Source organism: Streptomyces sp. NPDC048106, assembly GCF_040706415.1.
GTDB lineage: Bacteria > Actinomycetota > Actinomycetes > Streptomycetales > Streptomycetaceae > Streptomyces.
On the sequence record NZ_JBEZND010000008.1, the window covers coordinates 22275 to 36950 of the forward strand.

Annotated in this window: 15 protein-coding genes; 6 read left to right on the forward strand and 9 right to left on the reverse strand. The window is 70.8% G+C overall.

Annotated features, from left to right (window positions below; translation table 11 throughout):
• Positions 1–94 precede the first annotated feature (94 nt).
• Positions 95–1252: an acyl-CoA dehydrogenase gene (locus tag AB0927_RS10320; RefSeq protein ID WP_366667127.1), complete on the reverse strand. Its 1158-nt coding sequence runs from the start codon at positions 1250–1252 to the stop codon at positions 95–97.
• A 200-nt stretch (positions 1253–1452) separates the two neighbouring features.
• On the opposite strand from AB0927_RS10320, the gene AB0927_RS10325 reads away from it, so the two are divergent.
• The gene (locus AB0927_RS10325; protein ID WP_366667128.1) at positions 1453–2796 is read left to right on the forward strand and encodes a UDP-glucose/GDP-mannose dehydrogenase family protein; all 1344 of its coding nucleotides are present in this window, start codon (positions 1453–1455) and stop codon (positions 2794–2796) included.
• A 120-nt stretch (positions 2797–2916) separates the two neighbouring features.
• Here the strand turns inward: AB0927_RS10325 and AB0927_RS10330 are convergent, their stop codons facing one another.
• Complete coding sequence (locus tag AB0927_RS10330; RefSeq protein ID WP_366667129.1) at positions 2917–3423, reverse strand: CGNR zinc finger domain-containing protein; 507 nt, start codon at positions 3421–3423, stop codon at positions 2917–2919.
• Between the two features lie 83 nt (positions 3424–3506).
• On the opposite strand from AB0927_RS10330, the gene AB0927_RS10335 reads away from it, so the two are divergent.
• Positions 3507–3875, forward strand: coding sequence for a VOC family protein (locus AB0927_RS10335; protein ID WP_366667130.1), 369 nt, complete (start codon positions 3507–3509; stop codon positions 3873–3875).
• A gap of 21 nt (positions 3876–3896) precedes the next feature.
• Complete coding sequence (locus tag AB0927_RS10340; RefSeq protein ID WP_366667131.1) at positions 3897–4289, forward strand: VOC family protein; 393 nt, start codon at positions 3897–3899, stop codon at positions 4287–4289.
• An 87-nt stretch (positions 4290–4376) separates the two neighbouring features.
• On the opposite strand, the gene AB0927_RS10345 is transcribed toward AB0927_RS10340, so the two are convergent.
• The 3 genes from AB0927_RS10345 to AB0927_RS10355 form a co-directional block, all read right to left on the reverse strand.
• Positions 4377–5555 (reverse strand): dipeptidase, encoded by a 1179-nt coding sequence (locus tag AB0927_RS10345; protein WP_366667132.1) that lies wholly within the window; start codon positions 5553–5555, stop codon positions 4377–4379.
• Between the two features lie 5 nt (positions 5556–5560).
• Positions 5561–6058: a 5-(carboxyamino)imidazole ribonucleotide mutase gene (gene purE, locus AB0927_RS10350; RefSeq protein WP_366667335.1), complete on the reverse strand. Its 498-nt coding sequence runs from the start codon at positions 6056–6058 to the stop codon at positions 5561–5563.
• A 77-nt stretch (positions 6059–6135) separates the two neighbouring features.
• A complete protein-coding gene (locus AB0927_RS10355; protein WP_366667133.1) occupies positions 6136–7275 on the reverse strand; it encodes a 5-(carboxyamino)imidazole ribonucleotide synthase in 1140 nt (379 codons plus the stop codon).
• Positions 7276–7493: 218 nt separating this feature from the next.
• Here AB0927_RS10355 and AB0927_RS10360 point away from each other — a divergent pair, with 218 nt between their 5' ends.
• Positions 7494–8000: a GtrA family protein gene (locus AB0927_RS10360; protein ID WP_366667134.1), complete on the forward strand. Its 507-nt coding sequence runs from the start codon at positions 7494–7496 to the stop codon at positions 7998–8000.
• A gap of 6 nt (positions 8001–8006) precedes the next feature.
• Here AB0927_RS10360 and AB0927_RS10365 read toward each other — a convergent pair whose 3' ends face one another.
• Together AB0927_RS10365 and AB0927_RS10370 are read right to left on the reverse strand one after the other, a co-directional pair.
• Positions 8007–9278 carry an ATP-binding protein gene (locus tag AB0927_RS10365; protein WP_366667135.1) on the reverse strand — a complete coding sequence of 424 codons (1272 nt, stop codon included), beginning with the start codon at positions 9276–9278 and terminating at the stop codon, positions 8007–8009.
• A 41-nt stretch (positions 9279–9319) separates the two neighbouring features.
• Positions 9320–9997, reverse strand: a complete 678-nt coding sequence (locus AB0927_RS10370; protein ID WP_020940464.1) for a response regulator transcription factor — start codon at positions 9995–9997, stop codon at positions 9320–9322.
• Between the two features lie 494 nt (positions 9998–10491).
• Between AB0927_RS10370 and AB0927_RS10375 the strand changes: the two genes are divergently transcribed.
• A complete protein-coding gene (locus AB0927_RS10375) occupies positions 10492–11997 on the forward strand; it encodes an oligopeptide:H+ symporter (RefSeq protein WP_366667136.1) in 1506 nt (501 codons plus the stop codon).
• A 108-nt stretch (positions 11998–12105) separates the two neighbouring features.
• On the opposite strand, the gene AB0927_RS10380 is transcribed toward AB0927_RS10375, so the two are convergent.
• A complete protein-coding gene (locus AB0927_RS10380) occupies positions 12106–12699 on the reverse strand; it encodes an ATP-binding protein (RefSeq protein WP_366667137.1) in 594 nt (197 codons plus the stop codon).
• Positions 12700–13119: 420 nt separating this feature from the next.
• Complete coding sequence (locus AB0927_RS10385; RefSeq protein WP_285563254.1) at positions 13120–13506, reverse strand: STAS domain-containing protein; 387 nt, start codon at positions 13504–13506, stop codon at positions 13120–13122.
• Between the two features lie 246 nt (positions 13507–13752).
• Between AB0927_RS10385 and AB0927_RS10390 the strand changes: the two genes are divergently transcribed.
• Positions 13753–14649 (forward strand): RNA polymerase sigma factor SigF, encoded by an 897-nt coding sequence (locus tag AB0927_RS10390; RefSeq protein ID WP_366667138.1) that lies wholly within the window; start codon positions 13753–13755, stop codon positions 14647–14649.
• Positions 14650–14676 lie beyond the last annotated feature (27 nt).

A 14676-nucleotide genomic window follows, 5' to 3' on the forward strand; every position in this document is an offset into this window, starting at 1 on the left:
GGACCGCCCCCGCATGTGACCGACCGGTCGTAAGGGACGCCCGAACGCACGGAAGGCGCCCCGCGCGGGACGCCTTCCGGTACCGCCCGAGGGGCTACGGCAGGTTGCGCGCCATGACGATGCGCTGGACCTGGTTGGTGCCCTCGTAGATCTGCGTGATCTTGGCGTCGCGCATCATGCGCTCGACCGGGTAGTCGCGGGTGTAGCCGTAGCCGCCGAGCAGTTGGACGGCGTCGGTGGTGACCTCCATGGCGACGTCCGAGGCGAAGCACTTGGCGGCGGCGCCCAGGTAGGTGAGGTCGGAGTCGCCGCGCTCGGAGGCGGCGGCGGCCTGGTAGGTGAGGGCGCGGGCCGCGGAGATCTTCATCGACATGTCCGCGAGCATGAACTGGATGCCCTGGAAGTCGGCGATCGCCTTGCCGAACTGCTTGCGCTCCTGGACGTAGCCCTTGGCATAGTCGAGGGCGCCCTGCGCGACACCGAGCGCCTGGGCGGCGATGGTGATGCGGGTGTGGTCCAGGGTCTTCATCGCCGTGGCGAAGCCGGTGCCCTCCTCGCCGATCATGCGGTCGGCGGGGATGCGGACGTTGTCGAAGTAGACCTCGCGGGTCGGGGAGCCCTTGATGCCGAGCTTCTTCTCGGGCGCGCCGAAGGAGACGCCCTCGTCCGACTTCTCGACCACGAAGGCGGAGATGCCCTTGGAGCGCTTCGTCGGGTCGGTGACGGCCATGACCGTGTAGAACTCGGAGACGCCCGCGTTGGTGATCCAGCGCTTGACGCCGTTGAGGATCCAGTGGTCGCCGTCGCGGACCGCCTTGGTCTTCATGCCGGCCGCGTCCGAGCCCGCCTCCGGCTCGGAGAGGCAGTACGAGAACATCGCGTCGCCCTTGGCCAGCGGGCCCAGGTACTTCTTCTTCAGCTCCTCGGAGCCGGAGAGGATCACCGGGAGCGAGCCCAGCTTGTTCACCGCGGGGATCAGGGAGGAGGACACGCAGGCGCGGGCCACCTCCTCGATCACGATGACCGTGGCGAGCGCGTCGGCGCCGGAGCCGCCGTACTCCTCGGGGACGTGCACGGCGTGCAGGTCGTTGGCGACCAGGGCGTCGAGGGCCTCCTGCGGGAAGCGGGCCTCCTCGTCCACCGCGGCGGCGTACGGCGCGATCTTCGCCTCGACCAGGGAGCGGACGGCGTCGCGGAGCATGTCGTGCTCCTCGGACGGGCGGTACAGGTCGAAGTCAGCCGATCCGGCCAAGGTCTCTCACGCTCCAAAGACGCAGTGATTGTGACGCATCACGGACATTACAAACGCTAATTACCGTTAAGTAACTCAAATTTTAGGGCCCCTGCCCCAGGTCGCCTACGTGAGGTTGGCGACAGCGGGAAAGTTGCCCCCCGACCGGCCCGGCTATGCTCGGGCACCGCACGAGAGAATCCCCGAGCTGGAGCGCGTCCATGAGCCTGAAGATCACCGTGATCGGCACCGGGTATCTCGGCGCCACCCACGCAGCGGCCATGGCCGAGCTGGGATTCGAGGTGCTGGGCCTGGACGTCGTACCCGAGAAGATCGCCATGCTGGAGCGTGGCGAGACCCCGATGTACGAGCCGGGGCTGGAGGAACTGCTGCGCCGGCACGTGGCCGGGCTCGCGGGGTCCACCGGGCGGCTCCGGTTCACCACCGACTGGGCCGAGGCCGGCGCCTTCGGCGACGTGCACTTCGTCTGCGTGAACACCCCGCAGAAGCACGGCGAGTACGCCTGCGACATGTCGTACGTCGACTCCGCCGTCGCCTCCCTCGCCCCGCACCTGCGCGGCCCGGCCCTGGTGGTCGGCAAGTCCACGGTGCCGGTGGGCTCGGCCGAGCGGCTGGCCGCCTATCTCGCCGAGCACGCCCCGGCGGGCGGCGACGCCGAGCTGGCCTGGAACCCGGAGTTCCTGCGCGAGGGCTTCGCCGTCCAGGACACCCTGCACCCGGACCGGATCGTGGTCGGGGTGCGCAGCGAGCGGGCGGAGAAGCTGCTGCGCGAGGTGTACGCGACGCCGGTCGAGGAGGGTGCCCCCTTCGTCGTCACCGACTTCCCGACCGCCGAACTGGTGAAGACCGCCGCGAACTCCTTCCTCGCCACCAAGATCTCCTTCATCAACGCGATGGCGGAGGTCTGCGAGGCCGGCGGCGGCGACGTGGCCAAGCTGGCGGAGGCGATCGGGCACGACGACCGGATCGGGCGCAAGTTCCTGCGCGCCGGGATCGGCTTCGGCGGCGGCTGTCTGCCCAAGGACATCCGGGCGTTCATGGCCCGCGCCGGCGAGCTGGGCGCGGACCAGGCGCTGACCTTCCTGCGGGAGATCGACTCCATCAACATGCGCCGGCGCGGCCAGATGGTGGAGATGGCCCGCGAGGCGCTGGGGGGCGGCTCCTTCCTCGGCAAGCGGGTCGCGGTGCTCGGCGCCACCTTCAAGCCCGACTCGGACGACGTCCGCGACTCGCCCGCGCTGAACGTGGCGGGCCAGATACACCTCCAGGGCGGCCAGGTGACCGTGTACGACCCGAAGGGCATGACCAACGCCCGCAAGGTCTTCCCGACCCTGGGCTACGCCGAGTCGGCCCTCGACGTCGTGCGCGGCGCGGATGTCGTGCTGCACCTGACCGAGTGGCGCGAGTTCCGCGAGCTGGACCCGGCGGAGCTGGGCGCGGCGGCGGCGGCCCGGGTGCTCCTGGACGGGCGCAACAGCCTCGACCCGGAGCTGTGGCGGCGCGCGGGGTGGACGTACCGGGCGATGGGGCGTCCGACCGCCTGAGGCACCGCGGAGAGACACGGCGAAACGGCGCTGGTTCGGCCGAGGCTCAGTCGGCCGAACCGGCGCCGTTTCGCATTTTGCCCCAGCGCCCTGTGCCCCAGGGCCCCGGCTTCCCGCGCTTTACGCCCCCTTGGCCCGGTACCGCCGCATCTTCTCGCGCGCCCCGCAGACCCGCATCGAGCACCAGCGGCCGCGTCCGGCGGGGCTGCGGTCGTAGTACGCCCAGTGGCAGGTCTCGGCCTCGCACGCCTTCAGCCGCATCCAGGTGCCGGCCAGCAGCGCCTCGGCGATCGCGGCGGCGATCCGGGACGGCAGCGAGGCGTCCGCGGCGGGGGCGAGGGCCGCCGATCCGTCCCGTCCGTCCACGGTGACGCGCAGCGGGGCGCCGGCCAGCAGCTCGCCCAGCGGGGCGACCGCCCGGTGCGGCGGGTGCCCGGCGTGGGCGAGCAGCACGGCCCGCAGCGACTCCCGCAGCTCCCGCGCCGCCACGAGCCCGTCCTCGGTGATCCCGAAGCGCTCGCGCCCCTCCGCCGTGTCGAGCGAGTCGGCGCCGTCCGCCAGGTCCACCGTGTTGACCAGGGACTCGACGAGGGCGAGGCCCCCGGGAGCGGCCGACCTTGCATTCATGGTTGCGACGTTACCCCTTGTCCGCGAGTATGAGGTCACCGTTACCGGTTACCCGCCTATAGGGGTAACAGAAGGAGGTCGTCATGGCTCTCGCCAAGCTCGGCGTGGTGGTGCTGGACTGTCCCGATCCCGGCGCGCTGGCCGGCTTCTACGCCGAGGTGCTCGGCGGCACGGTGGAGGGCGACGGGAAGGGCGACTGGGTGGATCTGACGGTGCCCGGCGGACAGGCGATGGCCTTCCAGCGGGCCGAGGGGCACACCGCTCCGCAGTGGCCGCGCGCCGACAGCAACGGGCAGCAGTTCCACCTGGACCTGACCGTCGCGGACCTGGACGCGGCGCAGGAGGGGGTGCTGAAGCTGGGGGCGAGGCTCCTGGACGCCGGGGAACCCTCCCGCACCTGGCGGGTGTACGCCGACCCGGCGGGGCACCCGTTCTGTCTCTGCGCCGGCTGAACCGTTTCCGAGGAGGAGAAAATGGCGTCCGTCGCCCGTTTCCGCAGTGTCGTGCTCGACTGCCCCGACCCGCACTCCCTGGCCGCCTTCTACGCGGCGGTGGCCGGAGGCACGCCGGTGGCCGAGGACGACACCTGGGTCGTCCTCCAGATCCCCGGCGGTCCCCGGCTGGCCTTCCAGCGGGCCGAGGACCACACCCCGCCGGAGTGGCCCCGCGCGGACCACAACGGCCAGCAGCTCCACCTGGACTTCGACGCGGGCAGCACCTGGGCGGAGATCGACGCCGCCCACGAGAAGGTCCTCGCGCTCGGCGCCCGCCCGCTGGACCTGGAGGACCGGGAGAAGAAGGACTTCCAGGTGTACGCCGACCCGGCCGGGCATCCGTTCTGCCTGTGCCGGATCGAGCACGCGTAAGACACGCGCGTAAGACGCGCAGGCACGACGCGCGGGCAGGACAAAGGCGGGGCGGCCGGATCGGCCGCCCCGCCTGTTCGCTCCGCGTCAGCCGTCGAGCGACTCGATCGTCGCGTTGGACGGGGCACGCTTCGCCTGGAGGTCGCGGGCCACGTCCTCCGCCGCGCCCAGCACCCGTACCGCGTTCTGCCAGGTGAGCTTGGCCAGGTCCGCCTTGGACCAGCCGCGGTCCAGCAGTTCCGCCAGGAGGTTCGGGTAGCCGGAGACGTCGTCGAGACCGTCCGGGGTGAAGGCGGTGCCGTCGTAGTCGCCGCCGATGCCGAGGTGGTCGATGCCGGCGACCTCGCGCATGTGGTCCAGGTGGTCGGCGATCACCGGCACCGTGGCGATGGGGCGCGGGTGGCGCTCCTCGAAGGCGCGGTGGACCTTCATCGCCTCGGCGGTGGTGTCCAGGTGGTGCAGGCCGTGGGCGCGCATGTTCTCGTCGGCCTCGGCCGTCCAGTCCACGGCCGCCTGGAGCACGAACTTCGGCACGAACGTCACCATCGCCACGCCGCCGTTGGCGGGCAGCCGCTCCAGGACGTCGTCCGGGATGTTGCGGGGGTGGTCGCAGACCGCGCGTGCGGAGGAGTGCGAGAAGACCACCGGCGCGGAACTCGCGTCCAGCGCGTCGCGCATGGTCGACGGCGCCACGTGCGAGAGGTCGACCAGCATGCCGAGCCGGTTCATCTCGCGGACCACCTCGCGGCCGAACGCGGTCAGGCCGTTCGCCTTCGGCGCGTCGGTCGCCGAGTCCGCCCAGTCCACGTTGGAGTTGTGGGTGAGCGTCATGTAGCGCACGCCGAGCGCGTACAGGCCGCGCAGGGTGCCCAGCGAGTTGGCGATGGAGTGGCCGCCCTCGGCCCCCATCAGGGAGGCGATACGGCCCTCACCGCGCGCCGCCTCCATGTCGGCGGCGGTCAGCGCGGGCGCCAGGTCCGCCTGGTAGCGGTCCAGCAACTGCCGTACGCAGTCGATCTGTTCCAGCGTCGCGGCGACCGGGTCCGGCTGCTCGGCGGGGACGTACACCGACCAGTACTGGGCGCCGACGCCCCCCGCGCGCAGCCGGGGCAGGTCGGTGTGCAGGTGCTCGTGCTGGTGGCCCGCGATGTCCAGGCGGTCCAGGTCGTAGCCCGCCTTCTCGCGCAGCGCCCAGGGCAGGTCGTTGTGCCCGTCGACCACCGGGAACTCGCGCAGCAGGGCGCGGGCCTCGTCCAGAGTCGTCACGGCGCTCACTTCCCGAAGCCGAAGCCGCCGGCGCCCTCGACCTTGGCCCGCAGCCGCTTGCCCTTCTCGGTGGCCTGGTCGTTCAGGTCGTGCTGGAAGTCGCGCATGCGGTGCAGCAGGTCCTCGTCGTGCGTGGCGAGGATGCGGGCCGCGAGCAGCCCGGCGTTGCGGGCACCGGCGACGGAGACCGTGGCGACCGGGACACCGGCCGGCATCTGCACGATCGACAGCAGGGAGTCCATGCCGTCGAGGTACTTCAGGGGCACCGGGACGCCGATGACCGGCAGCGGGGTGACGGAGGCGAGCATGCCCGGCAGGTGGGCGGCGCCCCCGGCCCCGGCGATGATCACCTTGAGCCCGCGGTCGGCCGCGTGCTCGCCGTACGTGATCATCTCGCGGGGCATCCGGTGCGCGGAGACGACGTCGACCTCGTAGGCGACCTCGAACTCGTCCAGCGCCTTGGCGGCGGCCTCCATGACGGGCCAGTCGGAGTCCGACCCCATGACGATGCCGACCAGGGGAAAGGAGCGCGCGTCAGCGCTCGACGAGGGGCGGTGGTCGGGTGACGGGAGGGCAGGGCTCATTCGGTGATGGTCCCTCTCAGGTAGCCGGCTGCGTGACGGGCGCGCTCCAGCACGTCGTCCAGGTCGTCGCCGTAGGTGTTGACGTGTCCGACCTTGCGGCCGGGCTTCACGTCCTTGCCGTACATGTGGATCTTGAGCTTGGGGTCGCGGGCCATGCAGTGCAGGTACGCGGAGTACATGTCCGGGTAGTCGCCGCCCAGGACGTTGACCATCACGGTCCACCTGCTGCGCGGGCGCGGGTCGCCGAGGGGCAGGTCGAGGACCGCGCGGACGTGGTTGGCGAACTGCGAGGTGACCGCGCCGTCCTGGGTCCAGTGGCCGGAGTTGTGCGGGCGCATCGCCAGCTCGTTGACGAGCACGCGGCCGTCGCGGGTCTGGAACAGCTCGACGGCGAGGTGGCCGACGACGCCCAGCTCCTTGGCGATGGTGAGGGCCAGCCGCTCGGCGCCCAGCGCCAGCTCCTCGGGCAGGTCGGGGGCGGGGGCGATGACGGTGTCGCACACGCCGTTGACCTGCCGGGACTCCACCACCGGGTAGGCGACGGCCTGGCCGTGCGGGGAGCGTACGACGTTGGCGGCCAGCTCGCGGACGTAGTCGACCTTCTCCTCGGCGAGGACCGGCACGCCCGCCCGGAACGGCGCGGCGGCCTCCTCGGCGGACTCGACGACCCACACGCCCTTGCCGTCGTAGCCGCCGCGGACGGTCTTCAGGACGACGGGGAAGCCGTCTCCCTCCGCCGCGAACCGGACGACGTCCTGCGGGTCGGCGACGATCCGGTGCCGGGGGCACGGGATGCCGATCGCGTCGAGCCGTGCCCGCATCACGCCCTTGTCCTGGGCGTGCACGAGCGCGTCGGGCCCCGGGCGCACGGGGATGCCGTCCGCCTCCAGGGCCCTGAGGTGCTCGGTGGGCACGTGCTCGTGATCGAAGGTGATCACGTCACAGCCACGCGCGAAGTCACGCAGCGTGTCCAGGTCGCGGTAGTCGCCGATGACGACTTCGCTCACGACCTGCGCCGCGGAATCCTGAGGGGTGTCACTGAGGAGCTTGAACCTGATGCCCAGCGGAATGCCCGCCTCGTGCGTCATACGCGCGAGCTGACCACCGCCGACCATGCCGACTACCGGAAACGTCACACCTACAGCGTATCGGCCATCGCGGACCGGCCGGATCGCATCCCTCCGCCCCGGCCCCTCGCGCGTGTGTTCCCCCGCGCGCGGCCGGTTCTTACCCACCGTTTTCCGCCCTCTTCCCGACCTGTTTCCCCGCGCTGGCCTGGTCCTGGGGCGTCGGGCGGTTTGCGCCGATAGCATGGCGGAGTTGACGAAAACCTACCGACGGGAGCTGCAACGCCATGGAACAGCGTTCCTCGGGGCTGCAACGGCTCGTGGGCGAGGCGGCCAAGTTCGGCGCCGTCGGCGGCGCCGGGGTCCTGGTCAATCTCGGCGTCTTCAATCTGATCCGGCACGTCTCCAGCGTGCCGATGGTGCGCGCGGGCATCATCGCGACCGTGGTCGCCATCGTCTTCAACTACGTCGGCTTCCGTTACTGGACGTACCGGGACCGCGACCGCAGCGGCCGCACCAGGGAGATCACGCTGTTCCTGTACTTCAGCGCGATCGGCCTGGTGATCGAGAACGGCGTGCTCTTCCTGGCCACCTACGGCCTCGGCTGGGACAGCCCGCTGGAGAGCAACGTCTTCAAGTTCCTCGGCATCGGCGTCGCCACCCTGTTCCGCTTCTGGTCGTATCGGACCTGGGTGTTCCGCGCGCTGCCCGCGCAGGAGGCGGAGTCGATCCTGGCGGCGCAGTCGCGCCGCTCCCCCAGCGAGCCCGAGCCGAAGACGCAGCGGGTTCTGTAGGGCGGCTCAGCGGACCGTCGGCAGTTCCCCGTCGGGCTTGCGGGCCGGGGGCGTGCGGGAGAGGAACAGGCCGAAGACCGGGGGCTGGGCCTGGAGCAGTTCCAGGCGGCCCCCGTCGGCCTCGGCGAGGTCCCGGGCGACGGCGAGGCCGATGCCCGTGGAGTTGCGGCCGCTGATGGTCCGCTCGAAGATCCGCGCCCCGAGGTCGGCCGGCACCCCGGGCCCCTCGTCCGTGACCTCGACCACGGCCTGGTTGCCGGTGACGCGGGTGCGCAGCGCGACGGTGCCGCCGCCGTGCATCAGCGAGTTCTCGATCAGCGCGGCCAGCACCTGGGCGACCGCGCCGGGCGTGCCCACCGCCTGGAGGTGCCGCTTGCCGGAGCTGACGACGGCCCGGCCCACGCCGCGGTAGGCGGGCCGCCACTCGGCGAGCTGCTGCTGGATGACCTCGTCCAGGTCGAAGGTGACGGCGGAGCCGGTGCGCGGGTCGCGGGAGTTCGTCAGCAGCCGCTCGACCACGTCGGTGAGCCGCTCGACCTGCGTCAGCGCGACGTTCGCCTCCTCCTTCACGATGTCCGGGTCGTCGGTGAGGGTGATCTCCTCCAGGCGCATCGACAACGCGGTGAGCGGGGTGCGCAGCTGGTGGGAGGCGTCGGCGGCCAGCCGCCGCTCGGCGGTCAGCATGCGCGCGATCTTCTCGGCGGAGGAGTCCAGCACGTCGGCGACCCGGTCCAGCTCGGGCACGCCGTACCGCTTGTGCCGCGGGCGCGGGTCGCCGGAGCCCAGCCGCTCCGCGGTCGAGGCGAGGTCGGTCAGCGGGGAGGCGAGCCGGTTGGCCTGGCGCACCGCGAGCAGCACGGCCGCGACCACCGCGAGCAGCGCCACCAGGCCGATGATCAGCAGGGTGCGGCCGACCTCCCGGGTCACCGCGGAGCGCGGCTCCTGGACGGTGACGGTCTCGCCCTCCTCGCCGTGCTGGGTGGCGCGGATGACGTCGCCCACGGGCCGGGTGCCGATCTCGATCGGCGGCCTGCCGGGCATCTCGATCACCGCGTACTGCTCTTTGCTGACCGGATTGCGCAGCGCGCCGGCGTTGACGTTCTCCGCGGCCAGGATGCGGCTGTCCACGATGCTGGCCAGCCGCGCCGCCTCGGACTCCACCCGCTCCTGGGCGCTGTTGGTGATCGTCCGCGTCTCGACGATCACCAGGGAGACGCCGAAGACGGCGATCACCACGAGGACGACGGCGAGGGTGGACTGGATGAGACGTCGGCGCATGTTCCGTTACCTGAGGTGACCGCTGGTCCCCGGCGCGGGGCTCAGCTCTTCTCGAAGCGGAAGCCCACGCCCCGGACGGTGGCGATGTAGCGGGGGTTGGCCGCGTCGTCGCCGAGCTTCTTGCGCAGCCAGGAGATGTGCATGTCGAGGGTCTTGGTGGACGACCACCACGTGGTGTCCCAGACCTCGCGCATCAGCTGGTCGCGCGTGACCACGCGGCCGGCGTCCCGCACCAGCACCCGCAGCAGGTCGAACTCCTTGGCGGTGAGCTGGAGTTCCTCGTCACCCATCCACGCGCGGTGCGACTCGACGTCGATGCGCACGCCGTGCGTGGCCGGCGGCTGCTGCGGCTCGGCGGCACCGCGGCGCAGCAGCGCCCGTACCCGGGCGAGCAGTTCGGCGAGCCGGAAGGGCTTGGTGACGTAGTCGTCGGCGCCCGCGTCCAGGCCGACGACGGTGTCCACCTCGTCGGCCCGCGCGGTCAGGATGAGGATCGGCACGGTGTGACCGTCGGCACGCAGCCGGCGGGCGACCTCCAGGCCGTCCATGCCGGGCAGGCCCAGGTCCAGTACGACCAGATCGACGCCGCCCTGCATTCCGGCGTCGAGCGCGGTGGGTCCGTCCTCGCGCACCTCGACCTCGTAACCTTCCCGGCGCAGGGCGCGGGCCAGCGGCTCCGAGATGGACGCGTCGTCCTCGGCGAGCAGTACACGGGTCATGAGGTGATGGTAGACCGCCCGCATGCGGTGCTGGGGTGTGATCGCCTGCAGGGATTCTTACCTGGATCGCCTATGGGTGCGGACCATCACCTGTGGGGTGCGATCGTAGAAGGGGCCTTCGAAATCCGTTGTGTGGTTCCCCCGACACCTGTGATCCCTGTCTCAAGTCCTTCCATACCGGGCACTGTCCTGACGTACAGTGATGTGAACGCCTGTGTACACCTCGGAGACCTTTGGCGGGATTGACGCTGAAGGTCCTTATTGTGTGCGGGCCGGTCGTGCTGACCGGTCTTCAAGGAATGACCTCTGGCCGGGCTCCGGACGCACCGTCGCGTCGCGGAGTGTGGATCCCGGTGGTCGCCGTCCACCGCTTCGCGATCCGGAGCGGACTCCCCCGGGCGTGGGGGCGGACAGCCGACCCCGCCGGTGCCGGCCACTACCCCCCACCGGGCGCGCAACGCTCCAGCGCGCGTCCCGACCAGCAAGGAACGACCATGGCGTCCAGCCTGACGAAGGACTCGGTCCACCCGGGCACCCCCGGCACCGGGAAGACCTTCTTCGGCCACCCCCGCGGCCTGGCCACTCTGTTCATGACCGAGATGTGGGAGCGGTTCTCCTACTACGGCATGCGGGCCCTGCTCCCCCTGTACCTGGTGGCCCCGGGTGGCCTGCACCTGAGCGCGGGTACGGCGACGGCGATCTACTCCGTGTACCTGTCGCTCGTGTACCTGCTCGCGCTGCCCGGCGGCTGGGTCGCCGACCGGCTCCTCGGCCCCCGCAAGACGGTCGCGGTCGCGGGTCTGATCATCATGCTGGGCCATCTGTGCCTGGCCCTGCCGGCGAGCGTGAGCTTCTTCGTCGGCCTGGGTCTGGTCGCCATCGGTTCCGGTCTGCTCAAGGCGAACATCTCCACGATGGTCGGCCACCTGTACGACGGCCCGAAGGACGCACGCCGCGACGGTGGCTTCACGCTCTTCTACATCGGCATCAACCTGGGCGCGTTCGTCGCTCCGCTGGTCATCGGCACCATCGGCGAGAACGTCAACTGGCACTTCGGCTTCGCGCTGGCCGCGCTCGGCATGGCGCTGGGTCTGGTCCAGTACCTGCTGGGCGGTCGCCACCTCAGCGAGGAGAGCAAGGTCGTCCCGACGCCGATGACGGCTCAGGAGAAGGCCACCACCCTGCGCAAGGGTCTGATCTGGCTGGTCATCGCCGTGGTCTTCTACGGCATCGTCGGTTTCACCGGCCACTTCACCCTCAACTGGGCGCTGGTTCCGCTGACCCTCATCGGTCTCATCGTGCCGATCCTGGTCATCGGCCGAATCCTGCGCGACAAGGACCTCGACGGCGAGGAGCGGTCGAAGGTGCGGGCGTACGTCTGGTTCTTCGTGGCCGCCGCGGTCTTCTGGATGATCTACGACCAGGGTGGTTCGACCCTGTCGCTGTTCGCGGATGCCTCCGCCAAGAACACGATCTTCGGCTGGAACTTCCCGGTCTCCTGGTACCAGTCGGTCAACCCGGTCATGATCATGGCGCTGGCCCCGGTCTTCGCCTGGCTGTGGCTCGCGCTGAACCGGCGCGGCAAGGAGCCGAGCACGATCGTGAAGTTCTCTTCCGGTCTGGTGCTGGTCGGCGCTTCCTTCTTCGTGTTCCTCGCCCCGCTGTCCATCGCGCAGGACGGTCACAAGGCCGCGGCGATGTGGCTGGTCGGCATCTACTTCCTGCAGACCGTCGGTGAGCTGACGCTGTCTCCGGTGGGTCTGTCCGTGACGACGAAGATGGCGCCGAAGAAGTACGCCTCGCAGATGATGGGCGTCTGGTTCCTCGCGGTCACCGCGGGCGACTCCGTCACCGCGCTGCTGTCCAACCCGGCGATCGGCGGGGTGAACCTCGACAAGATGGGCTTCGTGGCCCTGGAGGCCATCCTCGCGGTGGTCGCGGGTGTCGCGGTGTGGATGTACCGCGGCAAGGTGAACAAGCTGATGGGCGACGTGCGCTAGTCGCTCGCGTTCGGCGGAGAGGGCCGTCGCACCCCGGGTGGGTGTGGCGGTCCTCTTTCTTTCCCGTGACGCTGACCGTCTGTCAGGCTCGCGCCGGAAGACGCACCGTCAGGCCGGAGCGCCCAGTTCCGCCCACACCGTCTTGCCGGGGCGGCCCTGGGCGCGCACGACGCCCCAGTCCAGGCACAGGCGCTGGACGATGAACATGCCGTGACCACCGGGGCGGCCGGCGCGATGGGGGGTACGGGGAGCCGGCTGGCCGGTGCCGCCGTCGGTGACCTCCAGGCGGATCACCTTGTTGTCGCAGGCGAGGGCGAGTTCGTCGGGGCCCTCGGCGTGCAGGCAGGCGTTGGTGACCAGCTCGGAGACGACGAGCAGCACGTCCTCGGCGGCGGCCCGCTGGTCCGCGGACGCGGCGGGCAGCCAGCCCCAGTCGTACAGCGCCTGCCGGGTGAAGTCGCGGGCGAGCGGTACGACACCGCTGGCTCCCTGGAGCTCCAGCCTGCGGAGCTGCCGGCCCCGCCCCGGACCGGCGCCACCGCCGTCGGATCCGGAGGGCGGCGCGGACGGGGCGCCCGCGCCCGTGACGGACGCCGTGGCGGCACCGGCGGGCGCGCCCTCCCCGGCGGCCCCGGGCATCCCCGAAGCGCCGCTGGGCTCGTGGCCGCGGTCGCCCGGCGGGTAGGGCCGGGTGGTGCTCATCAGCGCTTCACCTCACCGAATCACCAGTTCACGATGGAAAAGTCCGGTACTCCCGGCACCGGCCGGTCCGTCCGCGTCGGCGCCGTCGCCGCCGTACGTCCCGTCATCCGCACATCACAGTCCCGTCCGCCCGTCCCGCGACGACCGGCATCCCTGCCCGCCGTCGGCCCGTCCGGGCAGGTTCCTGCCCGTTCGCGCCCGCCGCACACCCCCGGATACGTCACACCGGGAGCGCGGCGACGCCGCCATGGTGGTGGATGGCCGTCAGCATGTCTCCTGCCCGACCCGGGCGCCGGAACACTTCCGTCTTCCGTGGGACGGACGGGGCTTCCGGAATCCATGGGATCCGCGGGTCCCCGGCGTCCACGAGAGGAAGGGCGAGGGAGTGGTGCCGCGCCCGGCCACGCGCCGGTCGCGGGCTCAGCCGGTGCCGTCACCTTCCCCGGCCAGGGCGTCCGCCACGGAGTCGTGGACGGTGAAGACCGCCTCGGCCCCAGTGATCTCGAACACGCGAGCGACTACCGGCTGCATGCCCGCGAGATGGACGCCGCCGCCGGCGGCCTCCGCCTTCAAACGGGCTCCGAGCAGGACGTTCAGCCCCGTGGAGTCGCAGAACTCCAGGCGCGAGCAGTCCACCACGAGTCGCGAGAAACCCTTGCCCAGGAGGTCGTCGAGGGGTTCGCGCAACAGATCGGCGGTGTGGTGATCAAGCTCACCCGCCGGTGTGACAACCGCGCTGGAGCCCTCTTCACGCACCTCCACCAGAAGCCGGCCCGACTGTGCGCTGCCGACCATCCCGTGGTCCATGCCGTCTCTCTCCCGAGGTCGTGGCTGCTGATGCCCTCGAACATTACGCCCTCCACGCCTACTCCGGCACCCGAACAACCTCACATAATCGGACATACCCGAACAGGACGCACTTGCGATCGCTCCGGCAAAGCCGATAGGGCTAGTAAGGACACGTACTTCTACACGCCGGCTTTGGAGGCGCCGCACTCCGTAGTGCACCTGACGGCTTCGGCAGCCATATGCCGAGAACGATGGAGGACACCCATGTCACCCCGGCTCGACGCCTCGTCTACCCCCACCGCGACGTCGACACCCCCACCGGAACAACTGGATCATCCCATCGATCTCCACGACCCCTTCGAGGGACTCCCGGAGATCCCCCCGTACGACGAGATCGGCCCCGTCGACGCGCGTGCCCTGTCCAAGACCCTCTTCGAGCGCCTCCAGGCGCTGGAGGAAGGGACGCACGAGTACGCGTACGTCCGCAACACCCTCGTCGAGCTGAACCTCGCGCTCGTCAAGTTCGCCGCCTCCCGCTTCCGCTCCCGCAGCGAGCCGATGGAGGACATCATCCAGGTCGGCACCATCGGCCTGATCAAGGCGATCGACCGCTTCGAACTGGCCCGCGGCGTCGAGTTCCCCACTTTCGCGATGCCGACCATCATCGGCGAGATCAAGCGGTTCTTCCGCGACACCTCGTGGTCCGTGCGGGTACCGCGCCGGCTCCAGGAGCTGCGCCTGGACCTGGCGAAGGCCGGGGACGAGCTGGCCCAGAAGCTGGACCGCTCGCCGACGGTCGGCGAGCTGGCCGAGCGCCTCGGCATCTCGAACGACGAGGTCGTCGAGGGCATGGCCGCCTCGAACGCCTACACCGCCTCCTCGCTGGACGCCCAGCCCGAGGAGGACGAGACCGAGGGCGCGCTCGCGAACCGCATCGGGTACGAGGACCACGGGATCGAGGGCATCGAGTACATCGAGTCGCTCAAGCCCCTGATCGCCGGGCTGCCTCAGCGCGACCGGAAGATCCTCTCCCTGCGGTTCGTGGCCAACATGACCCAGTCGGAGATCGGCGAGGAACTCGGCATCTCCCAGATGCACGTGTCCCGTCTGCTGTCCCGCACGCTGGTACGGCTGCGCAAGGGGCTGACGGTGGAGGAGTGACGTCTGGGACGACGCTCCCTGGCCGTC

Bases quoted from the DNA above. Each gene is read 5' to 3' on its own strand.
- AB0927_RS10325 (WP_366667128.1), top strand. From the start codon at position 1,453: ATGAGCCTGAAGATCACCGTGATCGGCACCGGGTATCTCGGCGCCACC.
- AB0927_RS10330 (WP_366667129.1), bottom strand. From the start codon at position 3,423: ATGAATGCAAGGTCGGCCGCTCCCGGGGGCCTCGCCCTCGTCGAGTCC.
- AB0927_RS10335 (WP_366667130.1), top strand. From the start codon at position 3,507: ATGGCTCTCGCCAAGCTCGGCGTGGTGGTGCTGGACTGTCCCGATCCC.
- AB0927_RS10340 (WP_366667131.1), top strand. From the start codon at position 3,897: ATGGCGTCCGTCGCCCGTTTCCGCAGTGTCGTGCTCGACTGCCCCGAC.
- purE (WP_366667335.1), bottom strand. From the start codon at position 6,058: ATGGGGTCGGACTCCGACTGGCCCGTCATGGAGGCCGCCGCCAAGGCG.
- AB0927_RS10360 (WP_366667134.1), top strand. From the start codon at position 7,494: ATGGAACAGCGTTCCTCGGGGCTGCAACGGCTCGTGGGCGAGGCGGCC.
- AB0927_RS10365 (WP_366667135.1), bottom strand. From the start codon at position 9,278: ATGCGCCGACGTCTCATCCAGTCCACCCTCGCCGTCGTCCTCGTGGTG.
- AB0927_RS10370 (WP_020940464.1), bottom strand. From the start codon at position 9,997: ATGACCCGTGTACTGCTCGCCGAGGACGACGCGTCCATCTCGGAGCCG.
- AB0927_RS10375 (WP_366667136.1), top strand. From the start codon at position 10,492: ATGGCGTCCAGCCTGACGAAGGACTCGGTCCACCCGGGCACCCCCGGC.
- AB0927_RS10380 (WP_366667137.1), bottom strand. From the start codon at position 12,699: ATGAGCACCACCCGGCCCTACCCGCCGGGCGACCGCGGCCACGAGCCC.
- AB0927_RS10385 (WP_285563254.1), bottom strand. From the start codon at position 13,506: ATGGACCACGGGATGGTCGGCAGCGCACAGTCGGGCCGGCTTCTGGTG.
- AB0927_RS10390 (WP_366667138.1), top strand. From the start codon at position 13,753: ATGTCACCCCGGCTCGACGCCTCGTCTACCCCCACCGCGACGTCGACA.